The 15,572-nt window shown below is 70.7% G+C and carries 14 protein-coding genes; 4 read left to right on the top strand and 10 right to left on the bottom strand.

Going from position 1 to position 15,572, the window contains the following annotated elements; all coding sequences use genetic code 11:
• The 4 genes from ABZ454_RS26940 to ABZ454_RS26925 all read right to left on the bottom strand — a co-directional run.
• Positions 1-131 (bottom strand): biotin carboxylase N-terminal domain-containing protein (locus tag ABZ454_RS26940; RefSeq protein ID WP_356325677.1); only part of this gene is annotated, 131 nt, incomplete at its 3' end.
• 113 nt (positions 132-244) lie between these two features.
• Positions 245-1,237 carry an aldo/keto reductase gene (locus ABZ454_RS26935; RefSeq protein ID WP_359541601.1) on the bottom strand — a complete coding sequence of 331 codons (993 nt, stop codon included), beginning with the start codon at positions 1,235-1,237 and terminating at the stop codon, positions 245-247.
• 130 nt (positions 1,238-1,367) lie between these two features.
• Positions 1,368-2,279: an NAD-dependent epimerase/dehydratase family protein gene (locus ABZ454_RS26930; RefSeq protein WP_359541600.1), complete on the bottom strand. Its 912-nt coding sequence runs from the start codon at positions 2,277-2,279 to the stop codon at positions 1,368-1,370.
• Between the two features lie 151 nt (positions 2,280-2,430).
• Positions 2,431-3,354, bottom strand: coding sequence for a ScbA/BarX family gamma-butyrolactone biosynthesis protein (locus tag ABZ454_RS26925; RefSeq protein WP_356325206.1), 924 nt, complete (start codon positions 3,352-3,354; stop codon positions 2,431-2,433).
• Positions 3,355-3,804: 450 nt separating this feature from the next.
• Here ABZ454_RS26925 and ABZ454_RS26920 point away from each other — a divergent pair, with 450 nt between their 5' ends.
• Both ABZ454_RS26920 and ABZ454_RS26915 read left to right on the top strand, forming a co-directional pair.
• Positions 3,805-4,575: a response regulator transcription factor gene (locus tag ABZ454_RS26920; protein ID WP_356325208.1), complete on the top strand. Its 771-nt coding sequence runs from the start codon at positions 3,805-3,807 to the stop codon at positions 4,573-4,575.
• A 152-nt stretch (positions 4,576-4,727) separates the two neighbouring features.
• Positions 4,728-5,387, top strand: coding sequence for a ScbR family autoregulator-binding transcription factor (locus tag ABZ454_RS26915; protein WP_356325210.1), 660 nt, complete (start codon positions 4,728-4,730; stop codon positions 5,385-5,387).
• Between the two features lie 105 nt (positions 5,388-5,492).
• Here ABZ454_RS26915 and ABZ454_RS26910 read toward each other — a convergent pair whose 3' ends face one another.
• The gene (locus ABZ454_RS26910; protein WP_359541597.1) at positions 5,493-6,041 is read right to left on the bottom strand and encodes a TetR family transcriptional regulator; all 549 of its coding nucleotides are present in this window, start codon (positions 6,039-6,041) and stop codon (positions 5,493-5,495) included.
• 379 nt (positions 6,042-6,420) lie between these two features.
• Between ABZ454_RS26910 and ABZ454_RS26905 the strand changes: the two genes are divergently transcribed.
• A complete protein-coding gene (locus tag ABZ454_RS26905; RefSeq protein WP_356325214.1) occupies positions 6,421-8,439 on the top strand; it encodes a thioredoxin domain-containing protein in 2,019 nt (672 codons plus the stop codon).
• A 34-nt stretch (positions 8,440-8,473) separates the two neighbouring features.
• Here the strand turns inward: ABZ454_RS26905 and ABZ454_RS26900 are convergent, their stop codons facing one another.
• From ABZ454_RS26900 to ABZ454_RS26890, 3 genes are all read right to left on the bottom strand, one after another.
• Positions 8,474-9,106: a TetR family transcriptional regulator gene (locus tag ABZ454_RS26900; RefSeq protein ID WP_359541596.1), complete on the bottom strand. Its 633-nt coding sequence runs from the start codon at positions 9,104-9,106 to the stop codon at positions 8,474-8,476.
• 11 nt (positions 9,107-9,117) lie between these two features.
• Positions 9,118-10,635: an MFS transporter gene (locus ABZ454_RS26895; RefSeq protein ID WP_359541595.1), complete on the bottom strand. Its 1,518-nt coding sequence runs from the start codon at positions 10,633-10,635 to the stop codon at positions 9,118-9,120.
• Between the two features lie 150 nt (positions 10,636-10,785).
• On the bottom strand, positions 10,786-11,487 hold the full coding sequence (locus ABZ454_RS26890) for a hemolysin III family protein (RefSeq protein ID WP_359541594.1): 702 nt from the start codon (positions 11,485-11,487) through the stop codon (positions 10,786-10,788).
• Positions 11,488-11,698: 211 nt separating this feature from the next.
• On the opposite strand from ABZ454_RS26890, the gene ABZ454_RS26885 reads away from it, so the two are divergent.
• Positions 11,699-13,525 (top strand): phosphoenolpyruvate carboxykinase (GTP), encoded by a 1,827-nt coding sequence (locus ABZ454_RS26885; RefSeq protein WP_356325222.1) that lies wholly within the window; start codon positions 11,699-11,701, stop codon positions 13,523-13,525.
• 291 nt (positions 13,526-13,816) lie between these two features.
• Here ABZ454_RS26885 and ABZ454_RS26880 read toward each other — a convergent pair whose 3' ends face one another.
• Positions 13,817-14,236, bottom strand: coding sequence for a hypothetical protein (locus ABZ454_RS26880; protein ID WP_356325224.1), 420 nt, complete (start codon positions 14,234-14,236; stop codon positions 13,817-13,819).
• Between the two features lie 100 nt (positions 14,237-14,336).
• Positions 14,337-15,548 carry a pyridoxal phosphate-dependent aminotransferase gene (locus ABZ454_RS26875; protein WP_356325226.1) on the bottom strand — a complete coding sequence of 404 codons (1,212 nt, stop codon included), beginning with the start codon at positions 15,546-15,548 and terminating at the stop codon, positions 14,337-14,339.
• Positions 15,549-15,572 lie beyond the last annotated feature (24 nt).

Here is a 15,572-nt window from a genome sequence, read left to right as displayed (position 1 = left end):
GCCGCACGCACATGCAACGCGTCGCGGTCCGGGTCGGCGTAGACGGCCACGCTCCCGATCCCCGCGTCCCGACACGCACGGGCAACACGGACAGCGATTTCCCCACGGTTGGCGATGAGCACCTTGCGCACGACGCCTCACTTCTTCTGAGAGTGACGAATGGATACGGTTGGTTCCGCCCCGGAGGTACGCGGGCACACGCCGAGCGCGCACCTCCGGGGCGGGTCTCACTGCGAGGGCGTGCTCACCAGGCGTAGGCCTCGGGTGCGGGCTTGGACCCGTTCGGGCCGGGTGCCGGGAACAGCTCGTCCAGCCTGGCGAGCGTAGCGCCGTCGAGCCTGATCGTCAGGGCACGCAGCGAACTGTCGAGCTGAGCGGCCGTACGCGGCCCGATGATGGGCCCGGTCACACCCTCCTGCGCCAGCAGCCACGCCAGTCCGACGTGCGCCGGGTCCTCGCCGATCCCGGCGCACAACTTCTCGTACGCGGTGATGGTCTCGTGGTGCTTGGCGAGCGCGCCCGCGGAGTGCCCCGAGGTGCCGCGCGCCGCGCCGCCCTCCTTCTGCTTGCGCAGGACGCCGGCGAGCACGCCCCCGTTCAGCGGGCCCCACGGGATCAGGCCGAGACCGTAGTGCCGCGCCGCGGGCAGCACTTCCAGTTCCACCCAGCGGTTCATGAGGTTGTACATCGACTGTTCGCTGACCAGCCCGAGGAAGTGCCGTGACCGTGCGGCCTCCTGCGCCTGCGCGAGGTGCCAGCCGGCGAAGTTGGACGAGCCGAAGTACAGCACCTTGCCCTGCTGGCGCAGGACGCCGAACGCCTCCCAGATCTCCTCCCAGGGCGTGGTCCGGTCGACGTGGTGCATCTGGTAGACGTCGATGTAGTCGGTGCCGAGGCGCTTGAGGGACGCCTCGCACGCGCGCCGGATGTTCAGCGCCGACAGGCGTCCCTCGTTGGGCCAGCTGCCCGTCGGGATGTACACCTTGGTCGCCAGGACGGTCTTCTCCCGCCGCCCGCTGCCCGAGGCGAACCACTTTCCGATGATCGGCTCGGTGGGCACCTCACCCGGCCGCGTGCCGTACACGTTGGCCGTGTCGAAGAAGTTGATGCCCCGGTCGTGCGCCCGGTCCATGATCGCGTGGCTGTCGGCCTCGGAGGTCTGGGTCCCGAAGTTCATCGTGCCGAGCACGAGCCGGGACACCGCGAGTCCGCTGCGGCCGAGATTGGTGTATTCCATGTGCAGTCCTTCGGATAGGTCGTACGGTTCGGACGATCCGGACCATCCAGAGGGCTGGATCGTCCTGGCCTCGAACGTCCGCTCAACGGAGGGGAGTCGAGGAGATGTCGGCTGCTCGGAGCGCGAGGACTCAGGCCGCGGCGTGCGCCGGGTACGCGTCCCTCATGCACGCGAGGGGCGGCTCCTGGCCCGGCTCCCGGTGCACGTCGGCCCACAGCGGTGCGCTGTCGAACCAGTGGTCGGTGGCGAGCATGTCCCACGCGTGGGCGGCGCCGCCGTCGCCAGCGAGGCGCTCCCTGGCCCGCCCGAAATCCATCGCCTGCCGTGCCGGGGGCGGTGCCATGCGGTCGGCGACCGCCTCCAACAGGGCGGACGCGGTGACCGGTTCGGGCCGGGCCGCGTGGTAGACGGACGCCGTCAGGCTGGTGCGCGCCGCGAGGCCGGCCGCCACGACGAGCGCGGCCAGTTCGGACACGGCGATGACGGAGTGTCTGGTCTCCCACCCCCACGGCGTGCAGGACAGCGTCCTCAGCAGCCCGGTGAGTCCGGGTACGACCCACGCGTCACCGCGCCCCAGAACCAGATGCGGACGCAGGACGATGCCGCCGGCGGCCAGCACGGCGTCCTCGGCCTCCGCCCTGGTACGTGACGTCGGCGACCGCGGCCGGCGGTCGAGCGTCTCCGGCCGTGCGCACCGGAAGGTGCCGCGCCCGTACACCGCGGCGGTGCTCAGGTAGACGACGCGGGACACTCCGGCGCGCTGTGCCTCGGCGACGAGCGCCGCGGTCCCCCGGGCGTTGACGGCGTGGTTCGACTCGGGCGTCCCGCCGATCTGCGAGGCGCAGTGCAGCAGGACGTCCACGCCGTCGCACAGCCCGGGTAACGACTCCGGTTCCGCGAGGTTCGCGCGGAGGCTTTGGACCGGGTGCGTGGCGGACGGCTGCGGGTGCCGGCGGTGCGACACCAAGGTCACCTCCGCGCCGCGGCGGGTGGCTTCACGGGCGACGTGGGCGCCGATGAAGCCGGTCGCGCCAGTGATCATGATGCTGTCCACGTACGAACTCCGGTCGTCGTTGAAGTGCGGGGGTCAGGTGCGGCGGTGAGGCGGGGCAGTGCCGTGTGGCGGTGCGGCGCGTCGGTCGGGTCCGCGAGAAGTACGTCGGCGGAAGTTCTCGCGAGCGCGTCGGTGGGGCTCAGCGCGTGCGCGGGCGCAGCGTGAGTTCCGCGGTGAAGACGTCCTGGTCGCGCTGTGTGCCGCGGACCCGCACCTGTACGTCGTCGTGGGCTCCGGCCTCGACGGACGTCGCCTCTATGTAGCAGGGCCCGTCGAGTTCCGCGTACCGCTGGAAGTGGCTGTCGAGGTCGAGGACGAGCGCGTCGGGCAGGCCCGAGGCGGCGTGCGCGGCCTGCCGGGCCGCTTCCAGGAGCATCATGCCCGGGATGTGGTCGACGGGGTGGTCGAAGAAGATCGGGTGCTCGCAGTCGACGCGCAGCTCCCACCGGTTCTCGCGGTCGCCGGCGCTCTCGCACAGCACCACGTGCTGCGGGCCGGTGCGACCCACCCGTGCCGGATCCATGGGTTCCCTGGGGAGGCTGTCGACCCGCGTGGGCCGCTCCCCTCTCAGCCTGCGGTAGACGCTCGGGCCCGTGCAGCTGAAGGCGGCGCCGGCGGTGGCCAGGGGCACGCCGTCGACCATGACGGTCACCTCGTACCGCATGCCTCCGAGGTTCTTGCCGCGGCGGACGATGTCCTCGCAGACCGTGTGCAGTTCGACCTCGGTCGGCGCGGGTGTCGCGACGAGCAGCTCCGGCGAGGCGGTGAACGAGATGGACCGCATCAGGAACTGGTGCCCGAAGGCGACCTGGAACTCGGCGTGCGCGAGCAGCGATCCGGTCTGCCGTGCCGCCTCGACCAGCAGCATCGGGTCCTGGTAGCCGTCCGACTGGGCGAACAGAGAGTGCCCACGCGGCCATTGGGACCCCACCACGAAGGCGTGGGGCCCGGTGCCCGCCCGCCATCCGGTGAGCAGCACCTCGGAGACAGCGGCACGGTGCACGTACTGACGGGGAACGATCGTGGTGAGGCCCATGGGTGTGGATTCGATCATTGCGGTCATGCTGGCGCTCCTGTCTATTTTGGGCAGGGAGGAGCTCTCGCAACGACCACCCCCCTGGTCGACACACCAACAAAATACAGACAGGTCTGTCGGGTAACGCAAGTAAAACTTGTGTTAGGTGTGTCGGGGCGGCGCGCGTCGGCCGAGCGGGGGCCATGACAGCGCCCCGTCATGGATGCATCACGCAGCGACTTCACGCTAACAGACAGGCTTACAGGTTTTCGCCACGGACAAAGTGGCATCCGGCCAGGTCAGATACCTGAGGGGCTCGAAGGATCTACCGGGCATCTCGACACTCATCCCAGGTCAGAGGGGTTCTGTGTGGTGGCGGTCCGGTCGCCCGGATTCACATTGACAATCAGACAAGTCTGTTTGGTATCTTTCGAAGCGCACCTGAACTTCGACACGAGCATTTGGCAGTCAGTGATGCCCGCGCTTCAGGAGGAACAGATGAACCAGCAGGTAGCAGGCCTACCCGAATCCCACGCCGTCCGGCATCACTCCACGCCCCAGGCCCCGCACGCACCGACGCCCCGGCCGCACGCGGCGGTCGAGCCCCCCGCCCTGCGCATCCTGGTGGTGCAGAGCGAGGAGCTCTCCGCCAAGGCCCTGACGCAGGACCTCCTGCGGCGCGGGTACCGCGCCGAGAGCGTGACCACCGGCGGTCAGGCCCTCCAGCTCCACCACCAGGCCGACCTGATCCTGCTCGACCTCGATCTGACCGACCTGGACGGGCTCGAAGTCTGCCGGGGCATCCGGGCGGTGAGCGACACCCCGATCATCGCCGTCACCGAGCGCGGGAGTGAACTCGACCGCGTCCTGGGGCTCCAGGCCGGCTCGGACGACTACATGGTCAAGCCCTACGGCTTCCACGAACTGCTCGCCCGGATCGGCGCGGTGATGCGCCGGGTCAGGCCGTCCCCGACCGCCAGGACGGTCGATCACGGCCCGCTGCGCATCGACGCGGTGACCCGCAAGGTCACCCTGGACGGCCGTCCGGTGGACCTGACCCGCAAGGAGTTCGACCTGCTGCACATCCTCGCGATGCAGCCGGGCGGGGTCGTCTCGCGGCGGCAGCTGATGACCCAGGTCTGGGACGATGCCTGGTCGCACAAGGGCCGCACCATCGACACGCACGTCAGCAGCCTGCGCGGCAAGCTCGGCTCCAGCCACTGGATCGTGACGGTCCGGGGCGTCGGCTTCCGCCTGGGCACCCCCTGAGCCGGAGCCGCCGCACCGCGGTGCCGGACGGCGCCGGGGCAGGGGACGGATCGGCCCTCGCCGGTGGCTCGCGCCCGGGGTTCGCCGCCCTTGTGCAGCGGAATGCAGACTGGTCTGTATAATTTGGCTACCAACGAGCGCGAGGATCAGGCATGGCGAAGCAGGAACGCGGAACGCGGTCACGGCGAGCGATCCTGGAGGCTGCCGCCGAGGTGTTCGACCTGCGTGGCTTCGACGCCGCGAGCACGAACGAGATCCTTGCGCGCAGCGGACTCACCCGTGGCGCCCTGTACCACCACTTCCCCTCCAAAGAGTCGATCGCGGTGGCCCTGCTCAACGCCCACAGCGAGGCGCTCGTCGTACCCGAGCAGCCCACCAGGATCCAGGCGGTCATCGATCTGACCTTCTCCTTCGCCAGCCGGCTCCAGCGCGATCCGGTCCTGCGCGCCAGTGTGCGCCTGGCCGTGGAGAAGACGTCGTTCCCCCGCCCCCTCAACACGCCCTACGACCAGTCGAGCGCCGCCATCCGCGAGCTGCTCGAAGAGGCCGAGAAGCGGGGCGAGACCCTGCCGGGCCTGAATCTGAACGAGGCCACCACGGTGATCGTCGGGGCGTTCACCGGCATGCAGGTGATGTCGCAGGTCTATACGAACCGGGAGGACCTGCCCGACCGCGTCACCGCGATGTGGCGGCTCCTGCTGCCGGGCATGGTCACCCCCGGCATGATCGGCCACCTGCGCATCACGCCGCCGCCCGCACCTGCCGACGAGGTCCCGGCCGACGAGGCCCCGGCGCCCGGCGCCCCGGCGTAGGCGTGCCGGCTCCCCGCCCGGGCCGACGAGGTCCCGGCGGCGCCCCGTCCCGGGGCGTGCGGGCTTCCCCCGTCCCGGGGCGTGCGGCTTCCCCCGCCGCCTGTGTCACGCCCGCGTGAAGAGCGGCAGCAGTACGCCCCATATCCGTTCGGCGTGCTCCGGGCTCCACCAGGCCGTGTCCGTGTAGCCGAGGGACACCAGCCCCGCGGTGACGACCACGGCCAGGTCCGCGAGCACCTGCCGGTCGAGCTCGTCCGCTCCCACCGCGAGCACCTGGTCGCGCACCCGGACCAGCACCTCGTCCCGCAGCCAGGGCGGGTTGTCGGTGCCGTCGGCCGCCAGCTGCAGCCCGGCCCGCACCAGTTGCTCCTCCGCCAGTGCCTTCCCGAGCGCGACGCTGAACCGCGCCGGGGCGTCGGCCCGCGCCTCGACGAGGCTGTGCTCCGCCAGTTCGTCGACGCGGTCCCGGGCCTGGGTGTGCACCTCGGCCAGCAGCTCCGCGATGGACAGGAAATGGTGGTAGAGCGCGCCCCGGCTCACCCCTGCGGTCTTGCAGATGTTGACCAGACCCGTATCGGCGAACCGGCCGTTCGCGATGAGTTCCACGGCGGCACGCACGAGTGCCTCACGGGTCGTTTGCGACCGCTTCTGCATCGCGCAAGCCCCTTGATCGATACGACGGCTCTCGCCGCGGCGACTCGCGGAGAGGGAGGAGGCGTCGCAGAGCGCGCCTCCTTGCAAACCATACAGGTACGCCTGTTTTTGTGGACCCCCCGAGCACCACGCGACCGCATAACACGTCAGACGCGGGCGATTTCTCGCCACTTGAGGCTCTGGTGCCACCTGGATCGGTCCTCGGATCCACAACTAACAGACAACCCTGTCTGTTCCCTCGGTCGGTCCTGTCTGTCGCGTCCGGTCATGCGGTGGCAAAGCCTCGGGGAGGCGCCGAGGGGCGGCGAGAAGACGATCTCCTCCTGGGCGCGCGCCCCCGGGTCGAGCTGCGCGGTCCGGATCGTGCGACGATGCCCGTATGAATCGTCTGGCTGACTCCCAGTCGCCTTATCTGCTCCAGCACGCCTCCAACCCGGTGGATTGGTGGCCGTGGGGAGAAGAGGCCTTCGCGGAGTCGAGGCGGCGCGACGTACCCGTCCTGCTGTCGGTGGGCTACTCGGCGTGCCACTGGTGCCATGTGATGGCCCATGAGTCGTTCGAGGACGCCGAGGTCGCGGCGTATCTCAACGAGCACTTCGTGCCGGTCAAGGTCGACCGCGAGGAACGCCCCGACGTCGACGCCGTGTACATGGAGGCGGTCCAGGCCGCGACGGGCCAGGGCGGCTGGCCGATGACCGTCTTCCTCACCTCGGACGCGGAGCCCTTCTACTTCGGCACCTACTTCCCGCCCGACTCCCGGCACGGTCTGCCGTCGTTCCGCCAGGTCCTCGAAGGCGTGGCGGCGGCCTGGACCGACCGACGCGACGAGGTCGGCGAGGTCGCCTCGCGCATCGTCCGCGACCTGTCCGAGCGCACCCTCGCCCACGGCGGCGAGGGCCTGCCCGGTGAGCCGGAGCTGGCCCAGGCGCTGCTCGGACTGACCCGCGAGTACGACGAGAAGCACGGCGGCTTCGGCGGCGCGCCCAAGTTCCCGCCGGCGATGACGATCGAGTTCCTGCTGCGCCACCACGCGCGCACCGGTGCGGACGGCGCACTCCAGATGGCGGCCGACACCTGCGAGGCGATGGCCGGCGGCGGGATCTACGACCAGCTCGGCGGCGGCTTCGCCCGCTACTCGGTGGACCGCGAGTGGGTCGTCCCCCACTTCGAGAAGATGCTCTACGACAACGCGCTGCTCTGCCGCGTGTACGCCCACCTGTGGCGCTCCACCGGGTCCGAACTCGCCCGCCGGGTGGCCCTGGAGACCGCGGACTTCATGGTCCGTGAACTCCGCACGCCCGAAGGGGGTTTCGCCTCGGCCCTGGACGCCGACAGCGAGGACGCGGACGGGAAGCACGTCGAGGGTGCCTACTACGTCTGGACGCCCGCCCAGCTGCGCGAGGCGCTGGGCGAGGAGGACGCCGCGTTCGCCGCGGAGCTCTTCGCGGTGACCGACGAGGGCACCTTCGAGGAGGGGGCCTCGGTGCTCCAGCTCCCGCGGACGGGCGTCAAGGACGCGGACAGGGCCGCCGATGTGCGGGCCCGGCTCCTCGCCGCCCGGGAGCGGCGTGCGCGGCCCGGGCGGGACGACAAGGTGGTCGCGGCGTGGAACGGGCTGGCGATCGCCGCGCTCGCCGAGACCGGTGCGTACTTCGACCGGCCCGACCTGATCGAGCGCGCCACCGAGGCGGCGGACCTGCTGGTGCGGCTCCACATGGGGCCGGTGGCCCGCCTGGTCCGCACGTCGAAGGACGGCCGCGCCGGTGAGCACCCCGGGGTGCTGGAGGACTACGGCGACGTGGCGGAGGGCTTCCTGGCCCTGGCCGCCGTCACCGGCGAGGGGGCCTGGCTGGAGTTCGCCGGCTTCCTGACGGACATCGTGCTCCAGCACTTCACCGGCGAGGGCGGTCAGCTGTACGACACGGCGGACGACGCCGAGCAGCTGATCCGCCGCCCGCAGGACCCCACCGACAGTGCCACCCCCGCAGGCTGGACCGCGGCGGCCGGAGCGCTGCTCTCGTACGCCGCCCACACCGGCTCGGAGCCCCACCGCACTGCCGCCGAGGGGGCGTTGGGCGTGGTGAAGGCGCTGGGGCCGCGGGCGCCGCGGTTCATCAGCTGGGGGCTCGCGGTGGCCGAGGCGCTGCTCGACGGCCCCCGCGAGATCGCGGTCGCCGGCCCGGTCGGCGGCGCGCTGCACCGTACGGCGCTGCTGGGGCGGGCGCCCGGCGCGGTCGTCGCGGCGGGGGAGACGTCCGGTACGGAGTTCCCGCTGCTGGAGGACCGCCCGATGACGGACGGCCGGCCCACCGCCTATGTGTGCCGGCACTTCGTCTGCGACGCGCCGACCACCGAACCGGAGGCGCTGGCGCACGCGCTCGGCGGCGCCGGGGCCTGAGAGGGCCGGGGCGGCCTCCCGCGCCTGGGGCGGCTCACAGGCGCAGGCCGCTCCCCAGCGTGTCGAGGGCCTCGTCGATCATCGTGAGGAGGTCGCCCTCCTGGCCGTGCTCGCCCCAGTACAGCGTGACCTCGCGCAGCGCACCGAGCACCGCCGCGATGAAGACCCGGATCCGCAGGTCGTCCGCGCTGCGGCCGGTGCGGTCGGCGATCACGCCGGAGAGCAGCCTCGCGGTGTCGGACATGCTCTCCGTCATGCGGGCCCTGATGGCGGGGACCTCCACCATCAGCCGGGTGCGCTGGCGCAGTTCCTCGTCCTCCGCCGTGACGAACGAGGACAGCGCCTCGCGCATTATCAGCCGCAGGGACTCCAGCGGCGGTTCGTCCGCCGGGCGGCTGCGGAGCACGGCCTCCATGACCGGGTCGTACTCGTCGGTGAGCACGATGTCCTCCTTGGTCGCGAAGTACCGGAACACCGTGCTCGGCGACACCTCGGCCGCCTCCGCGATCTGCTCGATGGTCGTCGCCTCGTAGCCCTGCTCCTGGATGAGGCGGTACGTCGCCTGCCGGATCGCGACCCGCGTCTTGAGCTTCTTGCGCTCGCGCAGCCCCATCGGGGGCTGCGCCTCGGGTGCGGTGAAGGAGGGGATACGGGAGGTGGCGGCCATGGTCGCCATTGTCACGCATCGACGGGGGCGGTGGCCACGTCCGCGGGCCGCTCCGGCAGCCGCCGTGCCGGGGTCAGGAACGCCCCGACCAGCAGGGCGCTGACCAGCGCCGTCGCACCGATGACGAGCAGGACCAGGCTCATCCCGTGCACGTACGCCGCGTCGGCGGAGTCCGCGAGCCGCCGCGCCCCGAACCGCGCGGCGACGGCGTGGGCGGCGACGACGGAGTCCCCGGCGGTGTCCGCAGCGGCGGCCGGTACGCCTGCGGTGTCGAGCCGGCCGCTGTAGGCGCCGGCCAGCAGACTGCCCAGCAGGGCGATCCCGAGGGCGCTGCCCGTCTGGCGTACGGTCATCAGCAGCCCCGATCCGCTGCCCGCGCGGTCGGCGGGCAGGGCGCCCAGGGCCGCGTCCATGGCGGGGACGACGGCGAAGCCGAAGCCGACTCCGGCGACGGAGAGCCACAGCGCGGTGAAGCCGTAGCCGCTGTCCACCGTCGTACGGCTGCCGAGCAGGGCGGCGAAGGCGAGCACGACGAGCCCGGCCGACATCGTGGCGCGCGCCCCGAACCGTGCCGTGACCGGCCCGCCGGCCTTCGCGGCGACGATCAGCCCGCCCATCATCGGCAGCATCCGCAGCCCCGTACCGAACGCGTCGTGGCCGAGGACGGCCTGGAGATAGCCGGGCAGGATGAACATCAGCCCCGCCATCACGAACATCACGAGCGTGGCGGCGAGGGCGCTGAGCAGGAACGCACGCTGCCGCAGCAGGGACAGGTCGAGCATCGGGCGGACGGCCTTGCGTTCCCGTACGACGAGCCAGGCGAGCAGCGCCGCCGCGGCGGCCGGCAGGGCCAGGACCAGCGGGTCGCCCCAGCCTCGGCCCGGCGCCTCGATGATCGCGTAGATCAGGGCGCCGAGGCCGGTGGCGGTCAGCGCGGTGGACACGAGGTCGACCTGGGGGGAGGCGGGGTCCCGGGTCTCGGGGAGCAGGAACACGCAGGCGGCGACGCCGATGCCGACCATGGGGACGTTGACCAGGAAGATCGACCCCCACCAGAAGTGGTCGAGGAGCCAGCCGCCGAGGATCGGGCCGAGCGGCATGCCCAGCGCGGAGGCGGCGGAGACGATGCCGACGGCCTTGATCCGGTCCTTCGGCTCGCCGAAGAGCGAGGGCAGGACGGCGAGGGCGAGCGGCATCACGAGCGCGCCGCCGACGCCCATGACGCAGCGGGCGGCCACGACGGCGGTCACCCCGTCCGCGAGCGTCCCGGCGATCGAGCCGACGAGGAAGACGCCGAGGCCGGTGATGAGCATCCGGCGCCGGCCGAACCGGTCGCCGAGCAGGCCCGCCGGAAGCATCAGGGCGGCGAAGACGACGACGTAGGCGTCGGCCATCCACTGCTGTTCGCCGGTGGTGGCGCCGAGCTCGCCCGCCATGGTCGGCAGCGCCACGTTGAGGATCGTCATGTCGAAGCCGAGGACGAGCATGCTCGCCACGAGCGCTCCGAGGGCCCACCAGCGCCGGTTCATGGCCTACTCCTTTGAGAGTTGAAGTCAAGTGACAGTAACTCTTAAAAGATGGTCAGTGTCAATGTGGCGGTCCTTTCTCGGCGTGCGGGCAGACGAAAGGGCCGCGGCTCGGAAGCCGCGGCCCTGGTCGACGAGAGGGGGTCGGGGTGCTCAGGTGTGGTTGTAGGCCACCAGGGAGATGCCGACGTAGTGGACGACGAACGCCGCGAGGGTCAGCGAGTGGAAGACCTCGTGGAAGCCGAAGTAGCGCGGTGACGGATTCGGCCGCTTGAGGCCGTAGATGACGCCGCCGGCGCTGTAGAGCAGCCCGCCGACGACCACGAGCACCAGTACCGCGATCCCGCCGGTCCGCATGAAGTCCGGCAGGAAGAAGACCGCCGCCCAGCCCATCGCGATGTAGCAGGGGGTGTAGAGCCAGCGCGGGGCCCCGACCCAGAACACCCGGAAGGCGATGCCCGCGACCGCCGCGCCCCAGACTGCCCACAGGAGCGGGGTCCCGGTCGACGAGGGCAGCAGGAGCAGGGTCAGCGGGGTGTAGGTGCCCGCGATGATCAGGAAGATGTTCGCGTGGTCGAGCCTGCGCAGTACGGCCTCGCCACGCGGCCCCCACGTGCCGCGGTGGTAGACCGCGCTCACGCCGAACAGCAGGCACGCGGTCGCGATGTAGATCGAGCAGGCGATCCGGCCGCGGGTGCTGTCCGCCAGTGCGATGAGCACGATGCCCGCGATCAGGACCGCCGGGAACATGCCCGCGTGCAGCCAGCCGCGCATGCGTGGCTTGAGGGGGATGTCGTGGGTCCCGGCTGGGTCCAGCCCGGCGGGCTCGGGTGCGGCGGCGGATACGGCAGTCATCCTCGCATCGTACCTACGCCTCCGTAGGTTGCAGATTCGAGTGGCGATGCTCACGTGGGCGGCCCTCTGGACATATGGGCGGAACGGTCGGATGATCAAATGAGTGCGGTCGGCACCGGATGAGCGCCAGGGAATTCGAAAGGGTAGAAGCATCCGGGTCGCAGCCCCCACGGGGCACCTACCAGACACACACCCTCACCAAGGAGCGATCGTGGCGCGCGACATCGCGGCTCCCCTCACTGTTCCCACCAACCACCAGGAGCTCGTCTCCTGGGTCGACGAGATCGCAGCCCTCACCGAACCGGACCGAGTGGTGTGGTGCGACGGGTCCGAGGCCGAGTACGAGCGCCTGTGCGGGGAGCTCGTCGCCAAGGGCACGTTCACCAAGCTCGACGCGATCAAGCGCCCGAACTCCTACTACGCCGCTTCGGACCCGAGCGACGTCGCGCGCGTCGAGACCCGGACGTTCATCTGCTCCGCGAAGGAGGAGGACGCCGGTCCGACGAACCACTGGAAGGACCCCGCCGAGATGCGGGAGATCTTCGTGGGGGAGAAGGGTGTCTTCCGCGGCTCCATGCGGGGCCGCACCCTGTACGTCGTGCCCTTCTGCATGGGCCCCCTCGGCTCGCCGCTCTCCGCCATCGGCGTCGAGATCACCGACTCCGCGTACGTCGCCGTCTCGATGCGCACCATGACGCGCATGGGCCAGGCCGTCCTCGACGAGCTCGGCACCGACGGCTTCTTCGTCAAGGCCGTCCACACGCTCGGCGCACCCCTGGAGGAGGGCCAGGAGGACGTCCCGTGGCCCTGCAACTCCACCAAGTACATCTCGCACTTCCCCGAGGACCGGGAGATCTGGTCCTACGGCTCCGGCTACGGCGGCAACGCCCTGCTCGGCAAGAAGTGCTACGCGCTGCGCATCGCCTCCGTCATGGCGCGCGACGAGGGCTGGCTCGCCGAGCACATGCTGATCCTCAAGCTCACGCCGCCGCGCGGTGAGTCGAAGTACGTGGCGGCCGCGTTCCCGAGCGCCTGCGGCAAGACCAACCTCGCCATGCTGGAGCCCACCATCTCCGGCTGGACCGTCGAGACCATCGGCGACGACATCGCCTGGATGCGGTTCGGTGAGGACGGCCAGCTGTACGCGATCAACCCCGAGGCCGGCTTCTTCGGCGTCGCGCCCGGCACCGGCGAGCACACCAACGCCAACGCCATGAAGACCATGTGGGGCAACTCCGTCTTCACCAACGTCGCGCTCACCGACGACGGCGACGTCTGGTGGGAGGGCATGACCGAGGAGCTCCCCGAGCACCTCACGGACTGGAAGGGCAACGACTGGACCCCCGAGTCCGGCACGCCCGCCGCCCACCCCAACGCCCGCTTCACCGTCCCGGCCGGCCAGTGCCCGATCATCGCCCCCGAGTGGGAGGACCCGAAGGGCGTGCCGATCTCGGCCATCCTCTTCGGCGGCCGCCGCGCCTCGGCCGTCCCGCTGGTCACCGAGTCCTTCAACTGGCAGCACGGCGTCTTCCTCGGGGCCAACGTGGCCTCCGAGAAGACCGCCGCCGCCGAGGGCAAGGTCGGCGAGCTGCGCCGCGACCCGTTCGCCATGCTGCCGTTCTGCGGCTACAACATGGGCGACTACATGAACCACTGGCTCAAGGTCGGCGCGGACAAGCCGGACCAGTCGAAGCTCCCGAAGATCTACTACGTGAACTGGTTCCGCAAGAACGACGCGGGCAAGTTCGTCTGGCCCGGCTTCGGCGAGAACAGCCGCGTCCTGAAGTGGATCGTCGAGCGCCTGGAGGGCAAGGCCGAGGGCGTCGAGACCCCGATCGGCATCCTGCCGGCCAAGGGCTCGATCGACACCGAGGGCCTGGACCTGTCCGAGTCCGAGCTGGACTTCCTGCTTACCGTGGACAAGGAGGTCTGGCGCGAGGAGGCGGCGCTGGTCCCCGAGCACCTGAACACCTTCGGTGACCACACGCCGAAGGAACTGTGGGACGAGTACCGCGCGCTGGTCCAGCGCCTGGGCTGATCCCGCCCCTCGATCCCCGCGGCCGGGTCCTCGACATCCGCCCTGACCTGTGGGGTCCACGCCCGCCGCGGCCGGGGCGTGCACGAACACGCCCCTGGAGCGGCCCCCGGAACCCCATACGGTTCCGGGGGCCGCTCCCTTTTCGTTCAGGCGGGCGGCAGGGCCGGTCCCGGTGCGTGCTCGCCGACGCGGCGTACCCGACCGCCCTGGCCCGGCAGTCGGCGAGTGGCACGCCGTGACGGGGTGGTGGCACCCGGTCCACGCGCCTCGGCGGCACGCGGACCGGGGCCGTCAGTGGGCGCCGACCAGCCGCGGTGAAGCGGCGGGGGAGTCGGCGGCGGCAGCGGCCTGGACCGCTGCGGTGTGGGCGTCCATACGCTCGGCCGAGAGGATCGCGACCACGGTGTCCGCGCGGGACGCCGCCACCACCAGGGCCCGGCCCGCCAGGGCGTGGGCGCGGCGGTGGAGGGTGGTCGCGGACGCGTCGCTCAGGCCCGCGTGCCGGGCGGGCGGTGCGCCGCGCAACCGGGCGACCTGCTCGGCGATGCGGTCGCCCGCCTCGCGCAGACCCAGCTCGTCGGTGACCGCCAGCAGTGCGGCGAGGTGTCCGGCGAGCTGGATGTCCAGCTCCTCCTCGCGGGTGCGGTGCGGGAAGTCGTCGGCGTGGTCGGCCGGTGTGTGGACCGATTTGCTGCGGATCGGTTCGTACATGGATGGCCTCCTGGTGGTGCTGTGAAAACCATCCTAGCTTGGATTCAGTCTAAAGTTGTCCCTCATCGAGGCAATGGAGGGCGGGAAGCGCAGACCGGTTTCAGATCTGCCCGTATCCGTCCAGGAAGCGGGCGATCCGGCCGATCGCGTCCGTCAGGTCCTTCGTCGACGGCAGCGTCACGACCCGGAAGTGATCGGGCTCGGGCCAGTTGAATCCCGTCCCCTGCACCACCATGATCTTCTCGGCCCGCAGGAGGTCGAGGACCATCTGCCGGTCGTCCTTGATCTTGTAGACCTTGGGGTCCAGCCGGGGGAAGAGGTACAGCGCCCCCTTCGGCTTCACGCAGGTCACCCCGGGAATCTGCGTCAGCAGGTCGTACGCCACGTCCCGCTGCTCCAGGATCCGGCCGCCCGGCAGCACCAGGTCGTTGATCGACTGCCGCCCGCCGAGCGCGGTGGCCACGGCGTGCTGCGAGGGCATGTTGGCGCAGAGCCGCATGTTGGCCAGGATCGTCAGCCCCTCGATGTACGAGGAGGCGTGCGCCTTCGGACCGCAGACCGCCAGCCAGCCGGAGCGGTACCCGGCCACCCGGTAGTTCTTGGACAGCCCGTTGAAGGTGAGCACCATCAGATCGGGGGCGATCGTCGCCGTCGGCGTGTGCGTCGCGCCGTCGTACAGGATCCGGTCGTAGATCTCGTCGGAGCAGACCACCAGGTTGTGCCGCCGGGCGATCTCCGTCAGACCGCGCAGCATCTCGTCGTCGTACACCGCACCCGTCGGATTGTTCGGGTTGATGATGACGAGGGCCTTGGTGCGGTCGGTGATCTTCCGCTCGATGTCGGCCAGGTCCGGCATCCAGTCCGACTGCTCGTCGCACCGGTAGTGCACGGCCGTGCCGCCGGCGAGCGAGACGGACGCCGTCCACAGCGGATAGTCCGGGGCGGGTACGAGCACCTCGTCGCCGTCGTCGAGCAGCGCCTGCATCGACATCTGGATCAGCTCGGAGACGCCGTTGCCCAGGTAGACGTCCTCGACGTCGAGGTCGATCCCCTTGGTCTGGTAGTGCTGCATCACCGCCCGCCGCGCGGACAGCAGTCCCTTCGCGTCGCCGTAACCGTGCGCCCCGGACAGGTTGCGCAGGATGTCTTCGAGGATCTCGGGCGGGCACTCGAAACCGAACGCGGCAGGGTTGCCGGTGTTCAGCTTGAGGATGCGGTGACCTGCTGCTTCCAGCCGCATCGCCTCCTCGAGCACGGGGCCCCGGATTTCGTAACAGACGTTGGCGAGCTTCGTGGACTGGATGACCTGCATGTCTGCGAGCTTACGACTGTGTTT

This window comes from Streptomyces sp. NPDC005803 (assembly GCF_040630435.1).
Lineage (GTDB): Bacteria > Actinomycetota > Actinomycetes > Streptomycetales > Streptomycetaceae > Streptomyces.
Note: the sequence above shows the minus strand (reverse complement) of the source record. Positions and strands in the feature narration are given on the sequence as shown.

Excerpts from the sequence above, each read along its gene's own strand:
- ABZ454_RS26935 (WP_359541601.1), bottom strand. The coding sequence starts at position 1,237 with ATGGAATACACCAATCTCGGCCGCAGCGGACTCGCGGTGTCCCGGCTC.
- ABZ454_RS26930 (WP_359541600.1), bottom strand. The coding sequence starts at position 2,279 with ATGATCACTGGCGCGACCGGCTTCATCGGCGCCCACGTCGCCCGTGAA.
- ABZ454_RS26925 (WP_356325206.1), bottom strand. The coding sequence starts at position 3,354 with ATGACCGCAATGATCGAATCCACACCCATGGGCCTCACCACGATCGTT.
- ABZ454_RS26920 (WP_356325208.1), top strand. The coding sequence starts at position 3,805 with ATGAACCAGCAGGTAGCAGGCCTACCCGAATCCCACGCCGTCCGGCAT.
- ABZ454_RS26915 (WP_356325210.1), top strand. The coding sequence starts at position 4,728 with ATGGCGAAGCAGGAACGCGGAACGCGGTCACGGCGAGCGATCCTGGAG.
- ABZ454_RS26910 (WP_359541597.1), bottom strand. The coding sequence starts at position 6,041 with ATGCAGAAGCGGTCGCAAACGACCCGTGAGGCACTCGTGCGTGCCGCC.
- ABZ454_RS26905 (WP_356325214.1), top strand. The coding sequence starts at position 6,421 with ATGAATCGTCTGGCTGACTCCCAGTCGCCTTATCTGCTCCAGCACGCC.
- ABZ454_RS26900 (WP_359541596.1), bottom strand. The coding sequence starts at position 9,106 with ATGGCCGCCACCTCCCGTATCCCCTCCTTCACCGCACCCGAGGCGCAG.
- ABZ454_RS26895 (WP_359541595.1), bottom strand. The coding sequence starts at position 10,635 with ATGAACCGGCGCTGGTGGGCCCTCGGAGCGCTCGTGGCGAGCATGCTC.
- ABZ454_RS26890 (WP_359541594.1), bottom strand. The coding sequence starts at position 11,487 with ATGACTGCCGTATCCGCCGCCGCACCCGAGCCCGCCGGGCTGGACCCA.
- ABZ454_RS26880 (WP_356325224.1), bottom strand. The coding sequence starts at position 14,236 with ATGTACGAACCGATCCGCAGCAAATCGGTCCACACACCGGCCGACCAC.
- ABZ454_RS26875 (WP_356325226.1), bottom strand. The coding sequence starts at position 15,548 with ATGCAGGTCATCCAGTCCACGAAGCTCGCCAACGTCTGTTACGAAATC.